The 17,221-nt window shown below is 40.2% G+C and carries 13 protein-coding genes and 3 pseudogenes; 2 read left to right on the forward strand and 14 right to left on the reverse strand.

Annotation, left to right across the window (positions count from 1 at the left end; all coding sequences use genetic code 11):
* Nucleotides 1-40: 40 nt before the first annotated feature.
* From G7057_RS04240 to G7057_RS04305, 14 genes and pseudogenes are all read right to left on the reverse strand, one after another.
* Nucleotides 41-704, reverse strand: a protein-coding gene (locus G7057_RS04240; protein WP_166164068.1) for an IS6 family transposase whose coding sequence is annotated in 2 segments (ribosomal slippage) — nt 41-406 and nt 408-704 — 663 coding nt in all. Because the reading frame shifts where the segments join, the coding sequence is not laid out codon by codon here.
* The gene (locus G7057_RS04245) at nt 701-2,677 is read right to left on the reverse strand and encodes an FtsX-like permease family protein (RefSeq protein WP_166161586.1); all 1,977 of its coding nucleotides are present in this window, start codon (nt 2,675-2,677) and stop codon (nt 701-703) included. Before G7057_RS04245 ends, G7057_RS04240 begins: the two co-directional genes overlap by 4 nt.
* Entirely contained in the window at nt 2,667-3,437 is a 771-nt protein-coding gene (locus tag G7057_RS04250; protein WP_076768249.1) for an ABC transporter ATP-binding protein, read from the reverse strand. The genes G7057_RS04245 and G7057_RS04250 overlap by 11 nt, the downstream gene beginning before the upstream one ends.
* Nucleotides 3,438-3,541: 104 nt before the next feature.
* Nucleotides 3,542-4,552, reverse strand: coding sequence for a sensor histidine kinase (locus G7057_RS04255; RefSeq protein ID WP_166161588.1), 1,011 nt, complete (start codon nt 4,550-4,552; stop codon nt 3,542-3,544).
* Nucleotides 4,549-5,232: pseudogene (locus G7057_RS04260) on the reverse strand (response regulator). The gene G7057_RS04255 and the pseudogene G7057_RS04260 overlap by 4 nt, the downstream one beginning before the upstream one ends.
* A 12-nt stretch (nt 5,233-5,244) precedes the next feature.
* Entirely contained in the window at nt 5,245-6,375 is a 1,131-nt protein-coding gene (gene alr, locus G7057_RS04265) for an alanine racemase (protein ID WP_166161590.1), read from the reverse strand.
* A 10-nt stretch (nt 6,376-6,385) separates the two neighbouring features.
* Nucleotides 6,386-6,736 (reverse strand): holo-ACP synthase, encoded by a 351-nt coding sequence (gene acpS, locus G7057_RS04270; protein WP_166161592.1) that lies wholly within the window; start codon nt 6,734-6,736, stop codon nt 6,386-6,388.
* A gap of 81 nt (nt 6,737-6,817) precedes the next feature.
* Nucleotides 6,818-8,182 (reverse strand): metallophosphoesterase, encoded by a 1,365-nt coding sequence (locus G7057_RS04275; RefSeq protein ID WP_166161594.1) that lies wholly within the window; start codon nt 8,180-8,182, stop codon nt 6,818-6,820.
* A 200-nt stretch (nt 8,183-8,382) separates the two neighbouring features.
* The gene (locus G7057_RS04280; RefSeq protein WP_166161596.1) at nt 8,383-9,969 is read right to left on the reverse strand and encodes a DEAD/DEAH box helicase; all 1,587 of its coding nucleotides are present in this window, start codon (nt 9,967-9,969) and stop codon (nt 8,383-8,385) included.
* Between the two features lie 395 nt (nt 9,970-10,364).
* Nucleotides 10,365-10,730 (reverse strand): annotated as a pseudogene (locus G7057_RS04285) (amino acid ABC transporter permease); the annotation flags it as partial.
* Between the two features lie 94 nt (nt 10,731-10,824).
* Nucleotides 10,825-11,307, reverse strand: a pseudogene (locus G7057_RS04290) (family 4 glycosyl hydrolase); the annotation flags it as partial.
* Between the two features lie 161 nt (nt 11,308-11,468).
* Nucleotides 11,469-12,857, reverse strand: coding sequence for a UDP-N-acetylmuramoyl-tripeptide--D-alanyl-D-alanine ligase (locus G7057_RS04295; RefSeq protein ID WP_166161600.1), 1,389 nt, complete (start codon nt 12,855-12,857; stop codon nt 11,469-11,471).
* A 72-nt stretch (nt 12,858-12,929) separates the two neighbouring features.
* A complete protein-coding gene (locus G7057_RS04300) occupies nt 12,930-14,015 on the reverse strand; it encodes a D-alanine--D-alanine ligase (protein ID WP_076768233.1) in 1,086 nt (361 codons plus the stop codon).
* 119 nt (nt 14,016-14,134) lie between these two features.
* Nucleotides 14,135-14,884 (reverse strand): hypothetical protein, encoded by a 750-nt coding sequence (locus G7057_RS04305; protein WP_166161602.1) that lies wholly within the window; start codon nt 14,882-14,884, stop codon nt 14,135-14,137.
* A 262-nt stretch (nt 14,885-15,146) separates the two neighbouring features.
* On the opposite strand from G7057_RS04305, the gene G7057_RS04310 reads away from it, so the two are divergent.
* A complete protein-coding gene (locus G7057_RS04310) occupies nt 15,147-15,917 on the forward strand; it encodes an SMI1/KNR4 family protein (protein ID WP_166161604.1) in 771 nt (256 codons plus the stop codon).
* A 49-nt stretch (nt 15,918-15,966) separates the two neighbouring features.
* Nucleotides 15,967-17,103, forward strand: a complete 1,137-nt coding sequence (locus tag G7057_RS04315; RefSeq protein WP_076768227.1) for an acyl-CoA dehydrogenase family protein — start codon at nt 15,967-15,969, stop codon at nt 17,101-17,103.
* The last annotated feature ends 118 nt before the right edge of the window (nt 17,104-17,221 follow it).

The raw sequence follows: 17,221 nt of genomic DNA on the forward strand, positions 1-17,221 counted from the left end.
AGTCTCAAAAAGGTCATTAGTTTTTCAAGATGATTCTTATTTAAGCAGGGATTCCTAATAGTCCTTTGATTTCTGTACAGACGGAAAAGCCAAAAAGAGACCCTTCTTTTCGGCTTTTTTTATAAATTCCTCGAATCGCTTCCATGCCTTTAATCGTGGTTGAGGCTGTTCGCAAACTTTGGTAAAATTTGTTTCTTCGCTTAATTGGACGATGGTCTTGTTCAATCAGATTATTCAGATACTTGATTGTTCGATGTTCTGTTGTTATATACAGTCCATTTTTCTGAAGCTTTCTGAAGGCACTCTTAATAGAGGGTGCTTTATCCGTTACTAGAACCTTTGGTTCTCCAAATTGTTTGACTAATCGTTTAAGAAAAGCATACGCTGCTTGTGTATTCCGTTTTTTTACGTAACCAAATATCCAAGGTTAAACCATCTGCATCGATGGCTCGATACAAATAATGCCATTTCCCTTTAATTTTAATATAGGTTTCGTCCATTTTCCACGAATAAAAGGACTGTTTATTTTTCTTTTTCCAAATTTGATAGAGTAGTTTGCCGTATTCTTGTACCCAAAGATAAATCGTCGTATGAGAAACGTTAATGCCACGATCATATAGGATTTCTTGAACGTCTCGATAGCTTAGGTTATAAAGAAGATAATAGGCAACTGCTTGATTTAGCAGCTGCCTCCCTAACCTTATTGAACAATTGAATAGTAAATGCGTGCCGTCAGACGGTAAATCAGCCAGTAAAGAAGGCTGAATGCTACGATAACGACTGCCAAACAACTCAGCAAGGTCACATGAGATGTGACACCAAAGATAAAGAGTAATTTATGAACCATCGGATAGGCAAATGCGATATGGATAGTTGCGACAATGACAGGCAACATGAACATCCAAACCACTTGGCTACGACTGGTGCTACGAATCATGTCTTTATCCAATCCGACTTTCTGCATAATCTGGAATCGTTCTCTGTCATCATAACCTTCAGAAATCTGTTTGAAATAAGTAATCAAAATGGTTCCTAGCATGAAAAGTAGACTCAAGAAAATACCTAAAAATAGGAAACTACCATTCATAGCAAACCATTCTGCGCGACCTTCTTGACGCGTTTCATACCGAACAATAATCTCAACCGTTTCAAGGAGTGGGCGCAAACGGTCAGCGTAGGCCGCTTTTTGTTGGTCATCACCTGTTGTATTCCATTGAACCAAGCCAGACACACTTACCGATGTTGAGTCATCCACTTGATAGGCTTGAACCACTTGGTCAACAGCTTGACGGTTTGGTAAGATGACGAATAAACTCATACCGAAGTCTTGGTCTAAACCAAAGGACTCTACAGAATCATTAAAACGTAAAACCTCAAAGTCAATACCTGCTAAATCAAGATGACTATCAACTGGATAATCAATTTTTTCATGAATATAGACTTGGTTCGCTGACAAAGTTAAGTTTAATCCTTCCATCGCATTAAAATCGTCTAGTGCTACTAAAACAAGTGTCTTAATATCAGACGCAAAACTTCTAGAGCCTTCAAAACGCCCATCTATCAGGTATCCAAAAATATTCGCATAAGGATAACTCTTAAAATCAGTAATCTCTAAATCCTCTTTTTCAGCAACAATCATATCAATAGCTGTTGCCATATCCGCTTCAATAGCAGGAACAGAAATTTCTTCATCGTAATAAATCGTCGCGGCATTATCTGTTGGGTAGCGACTAGCCAAGACTGTTTCAGCTCCCACATATATAGACACCGTCGTCCCCAAAGCAATCATCACCATACAAGACAAAATCGTAATATTAGCCAACCCTGCAGCATTTTGTTTCATACGGTAGAGCATACCTGAGATTGAAATAAATCCGCGAGGCTGGTAGTAGATTTTTTTGTTTTTCTTCATGGCTTTTAAAATAAAGATTGATCCCGAGGTGAATAATAAATAGGTACCAATGATTACTAATAGTACCGCTAGGAAAAACTGAATCAGCGCAGCCAATGGATCCGATATCGTTACGGATATAAAATAACCCGCCCCTAATGTTACTAGTCCTAATAGAAAGAGAAATAGGTTACTTTTAGGCTCTTTCTCTCCCTCTTTTTGCCCCTTCAATAAATGAATAGGATTCGAAAAGGTCACTTGGCTCACATTATACAAATAAGCCAATAGGAAGATAGCCATAAATAATCCGATCGTTAGTAACAAGTTGGGCCAGTGGAAATGATAAGCCATTTCAGCCGGCATCCGTAAGAGATAATTTAATAGGAAGAAACAGAGTCGGCCAAACACCAGTCCAACAACTGTTCCTAAAGCAAGCGTCGCTAGAGTGACGAGAATCGTTTCAACAAACAGAATTTTAGCAACGTGTTTTTTCTCTAGTCCCAAAATCCCATAAAGGCCAATTTCCTTCTTTCGTTTCTTAATCAAAAAACTATTTGCGTAGAGCAAGAAAATAACTGAGAAGATGGCGATAACGATACTCCCAAATGACAGCATTTCCTTGACCGCATTGCCACCTCTAAATTGCGAAAAATCGTTGCTCATCACTGTCATCATTTGTAAAAACATGCCGACTGTTGCGACTGCCGACACCATATAGGGCACATAGAGCTGGCGGTTAGCCTTAATATTGCGAACAGCCATTTTATAAAAATAACTAAAGCGCATTGTGCTCACCTCGATTAGTCACCACTAACATGGATTGGGCGATTTTATCATGAAATGCTTCAGGGCTTGAATCTCCTCTGTAAACTTCATGGTAAACAACCCCATCTCGAATAAATAAAACACGATTTGAATGACTGGCAGCTTGCACACTATGGGTCACCATCACAATCGTTTGACCAGCTTGATTGATTTCTTCAAAGGTCTCTAATAAATTTTGAGAAGCCTTTGAATCTAAGGCGCCCGTTGGCTCATCGGCTAGTAGTATCTTTGGCTCGGTAATGAGGGCACGCGCCACAGCTGCACGTTGCTTTTGTCCACCAGACACTTCATAAGGGAAGTTTTCCAATTGATTTTCAATTCCTAAACGCTTAGCCAGTGGTTGTAAGCGACTTTCCATTTCACTAACTGCTGTCGATGATAATACAAGTGGCAAGAAAATATTGTCTTTTAAGTTAAAAGTGTCGAGTAAGTTAAAGTCTTGGAAAACAAAGCCTAACGTATCGCGGCGGAAACGAGAAATCTCTTTGTCTTTAATGTGAGAAATCGGTTGACCGTCTAAATAAACTTCACCCTCTGTTGGGCGGTCTAATGTCGATAGAATATTTAAAAGAGTTGTTTTTCCTGAACCCGATTCACCCATAATTGAGATAAATTCACCTTTTTCAACTGAAAAATTAACGTCAGATAGTGCCTCGGTTCCTTTTAAACTTTGTTTCGCACGGTATACTTTTTTTAAGTGTTTTACTTCTAAGAATGTCATCTTCATTCCTCCTCCCTTATAGTCTATGCGATTTTATCTTTTTTAGCCTGTACCTATCCTTACAATCAAAAAGTGGAACCTTACATTTTTGTAAGCTTCCACTGTTAGTCGTATAAAGAGAGGTTTTCTTGGTCAAGCGTCACACTCACACGCGTATAATCGCCAAGCGCTGATTCAACCTTAATCGAATGACCCAATCGCTGGCAAATGCGTTTCGATAAAAAGAGACCTAGTCCGGTTGATTTTTCCGTCAACCTACCATTTGTCCCACTATAGCCCTTTTCAAAAATCTTAGGTAAATCTTGGCTGCTAATTCCCATCCCATTATCCCAAAAGACCAGTGTCTGGCCTTCTTTATAAATATGAAGTTTTCCTTGCGTGGCATATTTTAAACTGTTTGAAATAATTAATTCAACTAAAACTTCTAACCATTTGCCATCACTGACAACCTTTAAATTTAAGGGCTGATAATCCAGTTGAACCTGATTATAAATAAACAAGACGGCATACTTTTTAATCACTTTTTTAACCACTAGGTCGACATCAACGACGCCTAAATCCAGCTCCTGACTGTGTTCGGATAGCTTGAGGTAGCTGAGCGCCATGTGAGTATAGTCTTCTACCCGAATCAGTTCTTGTTGAAACTGACGTTTTTGCTGGGCATCCGTCATACCTTGGTTTAACAAACTCATAGCTGCAATCGGCGTTTTAATCTGATGAAGCCACAAGGTAAAATAATCCAATTGTTCTTGTTGGACTTCCCGATTGGCTTGCATATCGCGGTAATACAGATCGGCTAATTCTAATAACTTAGCTTGATAGACCGATTCAATGGGGTCGTTCCCCTTGGCTAAAGCTTCCCATTCTGCACGTTGCGATACGTCTAAAGACTCTAAAGACTGGTAGTGTCGGTAGTAACCAATGGCTTGGTAAGTGAAATAAGCAAGATTGATAGCTGTAAAAACTAAGCTACTATACCAAAAAAATGATGATGAAAATCGTGTGAGAAAAGCAACTAAGCCAAAGCTTAAGAGTGCCACTAAATAAACAACTACAGCAGGCCGCATACTACGCCAAAAGGCTTTTAAAATTGTTAACTTTAGGCCCTTCTTCATTGCTCATCCTCCTGAACCGAATAGCCCAATCCTTTTTTAGTCACAATAAACTGGTCTAAGCCCACTTGTTTTAACTTTTTTCGTAAACGAGCGATTAAAACGGCTAGCGTATTGTCATCAATAAAGGATTCATCTTCCCACAAATGGACCATAATATCTTCGCGAGAAACATAGCGGTTCTTTTGTTGGAACAGCAACTCCATGACTTTAAGTTCATTGCGTGTCAGGTCAATACTGTGGTCGTGGAAAACCACTTTCGATTCGCCACTTCTCAAAACAACATCGCCTACTTTTAAAAAATTATCCAATTCATTAAAATCATAAGTCCGGCGCAAAACAGCTTGAATTTTAGCAAGGACTACTGATAGATCAAATGGTTTTTGAATGTAATCATCGCCGCCCATTTGAATCGCCATCACCACATCCATATTTTCTGAGCGACTGGAAATAAAAATAATCGGCACTTGCGATAGTTTTCGAATTTCCTGACACCAGTGGTAACCATTGAAAGCGGGCAGTTGAATATCCATTAACACAAGTTGTGGCTATTCTGCTTGAAATTGCTCTAAAATCGTTTGAAAATCAGTCACCTGATAAGGCGTATAGTGCCACTTTTCAAGTTCAGACGCCAAGATACCTGAAATCGTTCGATCATCTTCTACAATCAAGATTTTCAACAGTCATCACCTTCCTTACTCACTATCGATGTAATGTCTCGGAACACGGTGGCTAATACCACACAAAATTTCATAACCAATCGTACCAATATCAACTGCCATATCAGAGGGGCTATTGACTTGGCCATGGTTTTCACCTAATAAGGTTACTTTTGTGCCAATTGGGAATTCCTTCGGCAAACTAATCATACATTGGTCCATACAAATCACGCCTCGAACAGGACACGGGTGTCCTTCAACCAATAAGGTCTGTCCGCCTAAATCACGGCGCCAACCATCTGCATAACCAATTGGCAGCGTCGCTAACCATTCACCTTCATAAGCACGGTAGCGGGCACCATAACTGATGGTGTCACCCTCATGCATTTGTTTCACATAGCTCAATTCAGTTTCAAGTTTAAAGGCAGGTTTTAGCGGATATGGTAGTGAGATTGTTTTGTCAGATGGGTTGTAACCATACATAGCGATTCCTATTCTAACAGCATCCGTTTCAAAGTCTTCATGCCATAAGGTCATGGCTGAGTTTGCTAGATGAACAATTTCTGGACGCTTTTCCAAGGCAGCAACCTGCTCTTTAAATGTTTCATATTGAGTAGCTACTTGGCTGTCGTCCTCCCCATCTGCTGTTGCAAAATGAGTGAAGATTCCTTCTAGCAGTAGTTCATCATGGTCGTTACAAAATGCTTCAAAAGCCAAGATGTCTTGCTTTGTTCGTAGGCCTATACGCCCCATACCGGTATCAACGGCTAAATGGATCCGAAGCGGGTTGTCCGTTTTACGTAGTTTCAAGAGCGGTAAGGCTTGTTCTAGCCACTCGGTTGAAGACACGGTCGCAGAAATATTTTGATCTGCCATCAACGCAGCATCGCGGAGTTCCGTTATCCCCATAACGAGTAAGAAATCTTCTGTAAAGCCGCTATCACGAAGCTCCAAAGCCTCATCTAAAATAGCGACACAAAAGCCATCAACGCCGGCTTCCTTAGCTGCGTTAGCAATCGGGATAGCGCCATGGCCGTAACCATCTGCCTTAACGACTGCTAGTAGTTTTTTATCTGCTTTAATATGTGTTCGTATTGTTTTTATATTTGATTTAATGGCTCCTAAATCAATGGTTGCCACTGTCGGTCGGTGCACGCCTCTTACCATAAAATTCTCCTTACTTTTCTAAAATAACTTGCGCAATCACGATATTGGTTGAATGGGAAATCGATACCCACGCGTTGCCTTCAAATGGTGCTGCTGTGATCTCTGGCTTACCTATTTCGTCAGGCAGCACTTCAATATCACGAAAGCCCAATTTACCAATCCCTGTTCCATAGGCTTTTGAAAAAGCCTCCTTGGCTGCAAATCGCCCTGCTAAAAACTCCATCTGTCGGCTTCCTTTTAGCTGGTTAAAAATCATTTTTTCATTATCTGTTAAGACGCGATCTGCAAAGGTCGATCGTTTCTCATATGCTGCTGTGATACGATCTAACTCTGTCACATCGAGCCCAATACCTACAATCATACTTGTTCATCCCTTCTTATACACTGGGTTTATTTTACCATACATTCTTAGCTAGTCAGCTGCTTAACGTCAGCTAGCCATTTAATGGGGAATCACAATACTCAAATCATTCAAGTTTGTATCCTTTAACAATTGTTGGCTGTAGCGTTTTAAGAAATTGTTGCTGTTTTCTTGAATGACTCGGTAGCCGTCATGTTGGATATAGGCTGCTATTTCTGCGTCATCTTCTACATAATCTTCACCGGAAAAATAGCGCACATTCATTTGGCCAACATAATCCATAACTGCTTCCGCATAACTCTCGTCATACCATTGTTCTTCAAACATTTGCTGCAGAGCTAAGAGCTCGCCGTCTTCTTTAAAAATTTGGTAGCTTGTTTCAGAATAATTTAGCAATTCATCTTGAATTTGGGCTGTCTCATTCGCCCATCCTTCAACATCTAATGTCAAACGGTCGTATGCTAATTCTTCATTAGATAGCCTTATTTGACCAATGGCATTAGGGAAAATAGACAAGGCACCCGTTACAATTTCATAAAAAGGTTGGTTAGCTGTTAATAATTGGCTAATATTTTGAGCATGAATATGTCCTGCAAAGGCTGTTTTTATATGGTGATTCATAAAATAATCGATTGCTTGATCAGCTTCTTCCATTACTAAGCGACTACCTTCATTACCGCTATGGTTTAAGAGTGGGTGATGGCCTACTAAATAGATCTCTTCTTTTTCACCTTCTACCATTTGGAAATAACGGTCCAGCCACTCATAGGTTTGGGGGCGGATTTTACCTTCCGCGACGGGAGCCTTACTACTTTTCTCTTCTGGATAGGCATTGGTATCTACCATTAAAATCGGATAGCCCGCTTTTGGTTCAAAAATATAGCTGAGCGAGTTTGGGTCTTTGAAAACTGCTAGGTCATAGCCGTAATCGGCAAATAAGTCTTGGAAGTCAGCCGGCGTCACTTGGTCTACAACGGTCATCTGATCGCCTTCAAACTTACGAGCCCAACCGCTATGAATATCGTGGTTGCCCGGCATAACAGCAACTTGCGTACCGATTGCTTCTATTTGTTTAAAATAATCCGTTAGTTCGACCATACTTTGATATTCACCGTTAAAGGTCAAGTCGCCACTAACAATCAACAAATCGGGCTGCTCTTTTGCCACTTGCCAAACTAATGCTTCCATAATAGCTGGCATATTGGCTAAGTCTTTCCCCGCTGATGTGGCCTGCATTTTGCCAAAAGCCTCGCCATCATCAAAATAAAGCGGCGATAAATAGTGAATATCGGTTACCATCCAAATAGTGACTTCTTCTTCGTCTGTCACTAGTGGTGGCACAGTTATTAGTTCGGGACTAGCATCTATTTGATCGTTTTGAGTGGTTAATCCATATAAAAAAATACCTACTATGATTACACTGGCTAATAGAATGATTTTTTTCATATTCAGCCCTCCTTTATCATCTGTTTTATTATAAGACGACAGAGCTGGGCTTGTCGAATGGATTTTTAGCGAACAAATCTGATTTACTATAGGAGCGAGAGCTCGGTCATGTGAGATACAGCTAACTTTAATAGGCTGTATCTTACAACTAGAAAATAAGCACAAAAAAGAGGCCTCTTTCGAGACCTCTTTATCATTAATTAGTCGTTGTTACGAATTGTAAATCCTGGTTTTTTACCTTTGTTTTGGCCTTTATAACCAGATGATGAACGGTCATCGCGTTTGCGATCGTCACGACGTTTGCCGCCGCCTGAACGGTTTTTGCTACCTTCATTGTTACGTGAACGGTTGCCGCCTCTATCATTTCTGTCGCCTCTGTCACGACGGTCATTAGAACGGCCGCCGCCTTTACCTTTATATCCGCCACCGCTCTTACCACGGTAACCGCCTTTGCCACCTTTACGAGATGGTAATGGACGTTCTGGAGTGATATTTACAGGTACTTCAGACGCTTCTTTTGTTTGGCTCTTAAGGAATGCTGCAGCTAATTCTTCTGCTGTATACTTGTCCAATAAATGTTTAATGGCATTATCGTATTTATCAGCTTCTGTATCCTTAATAATGTCTTCGATTGTATCAATCGCATTTTTCAATTGTCCAACCATTGCTTCTTTATCTGAAGGTGGACGTAATGGTGACATTTCTTTACGTGTTAATTTTTCAATTGTACGTAGGTAGTCCATTTCGTTTGGTGTAACAAATGTTACTGACATACCTTCTTTACCAGCACGGCCTGTACGACCAATACGGTGAACATAGCTCTCTGGATCTTGAGGAATATCGTAGTTATAAACGTGAGTAACACCAGAAATATCTAGTCCACGAGCTGCAACGTCAGTCGCAACAAGAATATCTAGATTCCCATTTTTGAAGTCGTTTAGAACGCTCATACGTTTTTTCTGAGTTAAGTCACCGTGAATTCCTTCAGCGCGGTAACCACGTAGTTCTAATCCTTTAGCTAACTCATCAACACGACGTTTTGTACGTCCGAAGATAATTGTCAATTCTGGATTTTGAACATCGAATAAACGAGTCATGTTATCAAATTTCTCGAAATCTTTACATTTAACGAAATATTGATCGATCAAATTAGCAGTCATTTCTGATGCTTTAATTTGAACGTGCTCAGGATTTTTCATAAATTGTACACCGATACGTTTGATAGAAGGTGGCATTGTAGCTGAGAACAATAGTGTTTGACGAGTTTCAGATGGTGTTTCCGAAATAATTGCTTCGATGTCTTCCAAGAAGCCCATGTTTAGCATTTCGTCTGCTTCGTCTAAAACTAATGTTTCGATATTTTGCAATTTAAGAGCTTTACGACGGATAAGGTCTAATAGACGACCAGGTGTTCCAACAACGATGTGTGGATTATTTTTCAAGCCACGAATTTGGCGGCTAATATCAGCTCCACCGTAAACAACTTGTGTGGTAATACGTTTTTCGCGACCTAGGCGGTATAGCTCTTCTTGAGTTTGGATAGCAAGTTCACGAGTTGGTGCAATTACTAACCCTTGAATAGTGCGGTTGTTACGGTCGATTTTTTCAAGCATTGGTAGACCAAATGCAGCAGTTTTACCTGTACCTGTTTGTGCTTGACCAATAACGTCAAGCCCTGTTAGTGCCAACGGAATTGTTTGTTCCTGGATTGGTGTTGCTTCTTCAAAGCCCATAGCTTCAACGGATTTTAATAGTTCGGGAGATAATCCCAGTTCTGAAAATTTCATGTTTCCTCCTAATTTTTGAGAAACAATGGAGAGTCTTTTTTAACCCTATAAAAAATTTTTAAAAAAGCTTAGCAACAATCGCCAGCCTTTTTTAATCCTCTAGTCGGTAAATATCAAATTATATACAAAAGATATCTTATCGTTTTAAACCGGACACTTGTCGCCGGTCTGTTCGTTCATCTATGAAGAAAAACCCTCTTTTATTCCTCGTGATTTTTAACATCTGTAATCATAGCATGGTTTTCACTATTTTACAAATTTATTAGCCTCATTTTGAAAACTATTTTCCTCATCTAAATCTTATGAACCTTATTAAATAAATAAAAAAGAAGCATCTAGAGCCTTTCAGCCCGACATTTCTTTTGAAATCAACCAATCAATATTGTGCACCTTTTTTATATGGTTTTCTCTAGGCGCTTGGAGAATTTAGAAAGCGAGTAGCAGACAATCCAATACATTAACCCCATCATAAGAAACATCGGAATCACATAATTGGTATTTTGCCCGTATACAATACGTACATGGTGCGTTAATTCTGGCAAGGTAATAATCGTTGCCAATGACGTATCTTTAATCAAGGATACAATTTGACTGACAATCGGTGGCACCATCGCACGAAGCGCTTGGGGAATAATGATATACCATAATGTTTGAGCGTAAGTTAAGCCCGTCGACACACCCGCTTCTGTTTGTCCCTTTGGAATTGAATTCAAGCCACCACGGATAATTTCCGACAGCATTGCTGATTCAAAAATGGTTAACGGATGTCCTCATCAAATGGAAGGGATAGTTGGCATCTTGGATATGAAAGGCATTCAGACCTAAGTTGGCAAATTGACGCGCCGCGTAAGAAGCAATATCACCTGATGTACCTATACCAGCAGGATTGGTAAAGTTAATTAACCATGCATCGGGACATTGCACCTTCATATCGGCAATAATTTGACCAATAATTGGAATCGTTCGAAAAGCCTTAAAGATTCCACCGGCACCATTGGTTTCTTGACCTAAAACCCCGTGGGACAAAGGAATGCGTTCATCCTTTACCCGAGCATTGAGCAGACCGACCCGGAATTGCGTTGTAACAAAGTCTGCATCTTTCAAAGCCTCAAAGCGATCTAATGTTAAGTGGACTTCCCAATCGAGTCCGGCTGCACGAATTTGGCGTTTAGCCATCTCCCCTACAATTTCTAGCTTGTGGCGTCCTTCTTCAATATCAACCAACCAAATTTCTTTAATCGGTAATTGGTCTTTCCTCATAATATAGCCTTCAATTAATTCGGGTGTATAGCTGGAGCCACCGCCAATGGTGACAATCTTCAATCCTGTTCGAGTCATCTCTTTCCCTCCGTTTTTTGATAAGGTTTTCATAGCTTTACTTTAGCATATCAATACTGGCAAAAAAGCTTTTCGAAGTGGATTGAGACAAGTGTCTCGCCTTTGATTTTTGTTTCAGCTTTGAAACAAAAAAGCAGCCCTTTTAGGAGCTGCTCACAGGTTTAATCGACGCGGAGTTCTTTCACGACAGAAAGTAAATCCGTTCCGAAGCTTGATTTAATTAAAACTTGATCATGTTGCTTTAACTCTTTTTTCAAAGCAGTAATCAGCGGTGCTTTATCGCCACTAAAGTGGTGGATATCGCTTGCTTCGTAGGTATTGCTTAAAACATCAAACAAAGCAGTCATTTCTTCACCGTATAAATAAAGGCAATCAAAGTCGTGCGGTGTCAAAGATGGTGCCAACGATTCATGAAGTTCTTTAGACTGGTCACCTAGTTCACGAATATCGCCTAAGACAACAATACGACGTCCCTCCGCTTCACGCGGTACTTGACGAAAGGCATCTAAGACAGCACGCATAGCCGTTGGACTAGCATTATAAGCATCATTTAAAATATGTGACCCATTCACACCGTCTAACCATTGTGTGCGGTTTTCAGTCAGTGTGAAATTTTCTAAGTAAGCTTTCACTTCAATCATTGAGATGTCAAAATAAGCGGCTACTGAAAGAGCGATCAAGGCATTTTGAACGTTGTAATCACCTAAAACTGGAATCGATAATTCAGCTGTATCATCGAAATTCACTTTAAAATTAGTATGATCTTTGTGACTATCAATGCCGTAAGCAAATAGAGTAGCCGTTTTATCAATACCAAAAGTCGCTTTTTTATAACTGCCATCAATTGGCATTTCTTCACGAATCAGCGGCTCGTTGATCGGATAAATAAATAAACCATCATCCTTCAAGCCTTCTAAAATTTCCAGCTTAGCTTTCGCAATATTTCGGCGTGAACCAAGGTGCTCCAAATGACTCTCACCAATTAGAGTAATAGCTGCCACGTCTGGCTGAGCGATTTTGCTCAAGCGAGAAATTTCGTTAAAGCCTGACATGCCCATTTCTAATACAATAACTTCTGTGTCTTCTGGCATATCTAAAATGGTGCTTGGTAACCCAATATCATTGTTATAGTTACCTGCTGTTTTATGAACGCGGTAGCGAGCAGATAACACAGCTGCCGTCATGTCTTTAGTCGTTGTTTTCCCATTGCTACCAGTGATAGCGACCACCTTCGGATTAACCATCGCTAAATAAGCTTTTGCTAAATCTTGGAAAGCTTGTAAGGTGTCATCAACTAAAATAATGGCAATACCTTCAGGTGCTTCTGATTCTGGACGGCTCCAAAGCGCAGCCGTTGCTCCATTAGCAATGGCTGATTGAATGTAATCATGACCGTCTGTTTCGCCTTCTGTCAGTGGCACAAACAGGGTATTTTCTGTTGCTTTTCGTGAATCGAACACAACTGATTCGATTTCAGCAAAGCGGTTAGGTGAACTATAATCAATGGCATGGACAGCTTTTACAACGTCTATAATACGAATAGGCTTCATGTCTCGTCCTTCTTTCTGATGTGATAAAAGAAAATGCCGCCTCTCAAAGAGGGCAGCACCTATTCTTTTTTATTAGTCTAGTTCAGTAAAATCAATTTTTTCAGCATGGCGTTTTAAAGCAAGCTGGATCAGTTCTTCAACTAAATCGCTGTACTTCAAGCCTGTGTATTCCCATAGTAGTGGATACATCGAGAATTTAGTAAAGCCAGGTAAAGTATTGACTTCATTTAAATAAATTTCATGGTTGCTCGTTACAAAGAAATCACAGCGGCTCAAACCAGAACCATCTAAGGTACGGAAGGCTGTTGCAGCATAGTCTTGTAGCTTAGCAATCAAGTCTTCTGGTAGCTCTGCTGGAATTTGTAAATCAACAGAGTTGTTGATGTACTTTTCTTCATAGTCATAAAATTCAGTGGTTTTAACAATTTCACCAGGAGCTGATGTGTGAACATCGGCATTTCCTAAAATAGCAATTTCGATTTCACGCGCTTCGACGCCTTGTTCAACCACAATACGGTGGTCATAAAGGAAGGCTTTATTAATCGCCTCTGTTAATTCTTCGCGGTTGCTAGCTTTCGTAATCCCAACACTTGAGCCCATGTTTGCCGGTTTCACATACATCGGATAAATGAGTGAACCTTCACAGCGAACAAAGGTTGCTTCTTGGTTGCTGTCCCAATCAAACTTAAAGACTGGCACATAAGGCACTTGCGGTAATCCTGCTTGTTGGAACAATTGCTTGCTGACAATTTTGTCCATTCCTGCTGCACTAGCTAAGACGCCACAGCCAACATAAGGCATATCTAATACTTCAAATAAGCCTTGGACTGTTCCATCTTCACCATTTGGTCCATGTAAAACAGGGAAAATAACGGCATCGTCAGATTGGATAGCACCAGGATTGATTTTCTTACCATAAGAAGTAGCACCTTCTTCGCTAGCCATAACAGCTGCTTCTCCAGCAGTGAATCGTAACCATTCTGACTCTGCTACTGGTGCTTTTAGTGTTTCACCCTGTAACCAGTCACCTTTACGAGTGATGTAAACAGGAACAACGTCATAATAATCATAATAAATTTCTTTTACAATTGAGTGGGCAGTTAGGATTGAAACATCATGTTCCGCACTTTTGCCTCCATAGATTAGAAAAACTTTCATACTTTTTCTCCTTAGCATTGAATATAGGTATATTCAAATCTTTTTCATAGGTCATTGTATCACATCACAAAGAGCCATGACATCATAAAAAGAGCCCGACACTCTTTTTTTGCCAGACTCTAATCAAAATCATAGATAAGGGTCCATTCCCCTTTTTCTGCATGGTATTCGATGTAACCGACTGCTTCATCCTCGTCAAACAAGCGGTCAACCAAGGATAATTTATCCTCAGCAATAAAAATTGGAACACGGTAAAGGTTATCTTTAATGATAATTTGACGAAAAGAGAGACAGACACCTTCTCGAAAAACGAGTGCCAACTGGTCCATTTTGGTGATCGCGAACGGCGCCGCTATTCTGTCTTTTTGGAAAAATCGTTTCTTCTCATTCAGCTTATTAGTCATGCGTTGGGTGATAGAACCAACAAATTGATCAATAAACTCTTCCAAATAGCGATAGTAAACTTTATTAAAGCCATTTGGCAATGAAAGAAAAATATAATTATTCTGCAATTTGTAATAGAATGGCGAATGTAAATAGTTATGTGCATGAGCCAGGTATAGAATTTCAGAAATTTCAACTGGGGTTAATTGGTGTAGCATTTCCAGATTGGTGAAATCAATCCATGATGTTGTCCGCGCAACCGCTGATTGGCTATTTTCTAAAAAGGCTCTGACATTCTCTTGTCCTTTAATGACTTGAAAACCACTATGGTTATCGTAGTCACCAACACTGCCATCACTTTTAATCAACAACAGGTTATTCGGTGTTCGTTTTAGTAAGCTTTTTTGATTGATATTAACAATACCTTTACTTAGTACATTGTTTCCAACTGTATCGTAATAAATATAAACAACTTGACTTGGCACTTTACATCCTCCCTTCTTCTTTCTTTCCGAACTTATTGTACTACCTTCTGAAAATAGGTAGGTATCAAATCCGTGTTAATATTATTACAATCATATATCTTTTTTTAAATAAAAGCTCTAAGTTTTCTTTAATATTCTCCTAAATATTTTTATTATAAGACAAAAGTGATAAAATGTCGAAAAGTTGTCTTATACGGATACACTATTTTTGAAAAATAGTTTACACTATTCCTATCAAGCGTTTACAAAAGGAGGTTATTTTATGACAGTCATCAATTGCCCCATGGGAATCAACCGACCACTACTAATTGATTCTGCCACCCTAACCAATCGTTTAACAACGGAGGATTTGCCAGCAGCCTATTTGGACTTATTAGCTGAAAAAAATGGTGGCTATCTTCAAAATATGTGGCTGCCTACTCCTGAACCAACATCTGACGGTCTGGATTACGGTCTCATCCATTATATTTTCGGTTTACATCACGATCCTGAAACAAGTATCCTTCACCAGCAACGCCATGACTTCCCTGATTACTTTGTTATTTTTAGCGCCAACGAGCAGCAATTATTTGCCTTTGACTATGCTAACCAAGATGTCCAAAACCAACCTGCTATTCGTCATTTAGATATTGAAACTGATAATTGGCAAATTGTCGCTCCTAATTTCCAACGTTTTTTAGAGATGCTACAGCCTTATCAACTGACTATTCCTCTTGAAGGAAAACTGACGCGTCACGAAACAAATCACGCTTTTTTATTAGTTGACGATGCAGACTTTTTGGAAGAGTTATGGCTCCATGTGGAAGACTGGGAAGACAAGGAGTGGTTGTTGGGTTGGTTGGAACATTTCACCAAGCACCCAAAGCTTGCCTATCGCCGAGTCACATTAGCTGCCCTTGAGGTTCAACTGCTCTATTTTCGTTTATCTTTCCCTTCCTCCGGCGTTGATCTCCTCAATCGTTTCTTAGCGGACGAGGACGAGGGCTTGCGCAAGCAGGCAGAGGCCTTGATCACAGAGCTAGCTGAAGTGTGATAAAGTTGTGATAAAGTAATGTTAGACTAAATAGAAAGAAGGTTGATTCATGTTTTTAAGTGATGATTTGTTAGAGGCGATTCATAGTCGCGCAGCAAAATATGATAAGGAAAATACATTTCCTCATGAAGATTATGCGGCTTTAAAGGAAGCGGGCTATTATAAGGCATTTGTTCCAAAAGAATATGGCGGTTTCGGGCTTAATCTTAAAGAGATTGCTCACGAGCAAACACGGCTAGCTATGGCAGCACCTGCGACAGCTCTGGGGATTAATATGCACCAAATTATTGTTGGTGTTGCTCGCCATATGGTCAAGCACGGTAATCTGAAGGGTGAACAAATTTTAAGGGATGCTGCTGAAGGACATTTACTTTCCTTTGCAATTTCAGAACCAGCGAATGACCGTGTGTTGTTTGGCTCGATTTGTGAAGCCAAAGCTAACGAGGACGGAGGCTACCGCTTTTATGGTCCCAAAGTTTTCATTTCCATGGTCGGCGAATGTTCGCGGATGGTCACTTATGGCATGGACAGCCAAGGCGAGCAGCCACAATCTGTGTTTGCCTATCTCGAAAAAAATCCAGAAACTATTAAAATCAAACCAGATTGGGATACGTTAGGTATGCGTGGTACCCAATCCTATAGCGTTTTATTAGATGGTGCCTACGCAACCAGTAAGCAAATTCTAACAACAGTCAAGCCTGGTCCAAGCTTTGACCCGGTTGTCTTTGGGATTTTTTCTCACTTCGAATTATTGCTAGCTGCAACCTATCACGGGATTGGAAAACGTGCCTTGGAGTTGGGAATCGAAACGGTGAAGAAACGTCGATCCATTGCACAAGGGAAAACGTATGATCAAGATAAAAACATCCGCTGGCGGATTGCAGAAGCTGCCATCATTTTGGATAGTGTTCAACCACAAATTAATGTTTTAGCAACTGATATCGAAGAGGACGCTGATCATGGTAACCTTTGGCTGCCGCGTTTGTCAGCTATTAAAAATACAGCGGTCGAAGCCTCTATCAAAGCGGTCGAGGAGATGGTTCGTGCTAGTGGCGGGCGTTCTTACTATAATGATACCGAGCTATCTCGCTTGTTGCGGGATGTCTACGCAGGATTGTTCCAACCTTCTGACCAAGAATCGCTTCACGACGCCTGGGCAAGTTTATTATTAGGTCCGATTGAGTAGTTTTTATCCGATACAGCTTCTAAAAATTGGCTGTATCTTACATTCGGAGGTCTAAATGTAAGATACAAATGGACTTTATAGCGCTGTATCTTACATTCCAGCTACTAAATGTAAGATA

Origin of the sequence: Jeotgalibaca arthritidis (genome assembly GCF_011100465.1) — a bacterium.
GTDB classification, from domain to species: Bacteria; Bacillota; Bacilli; order Lactobacillales; family Aerococcaceae; genus Jeotgalibaca; species Jeotgalibaca arthritidis.

Excerpts from the sequence above, each read along its gene's own strand:
- G7057_RS04295 (WP_166161600.1), bottom strand. The coding sequence starts at position 12,857 with ATGAAGCCTATTCGTATTATAGACGTTGTAAAAGCTGTCCATGCCATT.
- G7057_RS04315 (WP_076768227.1), top strand. The coding sequence starts at position 15,967 with ATGTTTTTAAGTGATGATTTGTTAGAGGCGATTCATAGTCGCGCAGCA.
- G7057_RS04245 (WP_166161586.1), bottom strand. The coding sequence starts at position 2,677 with ATGCGCTTTAGTTATTTTTATAAAATGGCTGTTCGCAATATTAAGGCT.
- G7057_RS04280 (WP_166161596.1), bottom strand. The coding sequence starts at position 9,969 with ATGAAATTTTCAGAACTGGGATTATCTCCCGAACTATTAAAATCCGTT.
- G7057_RS04300 (WP_076768233.1), bottom strand. The coding sequence starts at position 14,015 with ATGAAAGTTTTTCTAATCTATGGAGGCAAAAGTGCGGAACATGATGTT.
- acpS (WP_166161592.1), bottom strand. The coding sequence starts at position 6,736 with ATGATTGTAGGTATTGGGCTCGATGTGACAGAGTTAGATCGTATCACA.
- G7057_RS04255 (WP_166161588.1), bottom strand. The coding sequence starts at position 4,552 with ATGAAGAAGGGCCTAAAGTTAACAATTTTAAAAGCCTTTTGGCGTAGT.
- alr (WP_166161590.1), bottom strand. The coding sequence starts at position 6,375 with ATGGTAAGAGGCGTGCACCGACCGACAGTGGCAACCATTGATTTAGGA.
- G7057_RS04275 (WP_166161594.1), bottom strand. The coding sequence starts at position 8,182 with ATGAAAAAAATCATTCTATTAGCCAGTGTAATCATAGTAGGTATTTTT.
- G7057_RS04310 (WP_166161604.1), top strand. The coding sequence starts at position 15,147 with ATGACAGTCATCAATTGCCCCATGGGAATCAACCGACCACTACTAATT.
- G7057_RS04250 (WP_076768249.1), bottom strand. The coding sequence starts at position 3,437 with ATGACATTCTTAGAAGTAAAACACTTAAAAAAAGTATACCGTGCGAAA.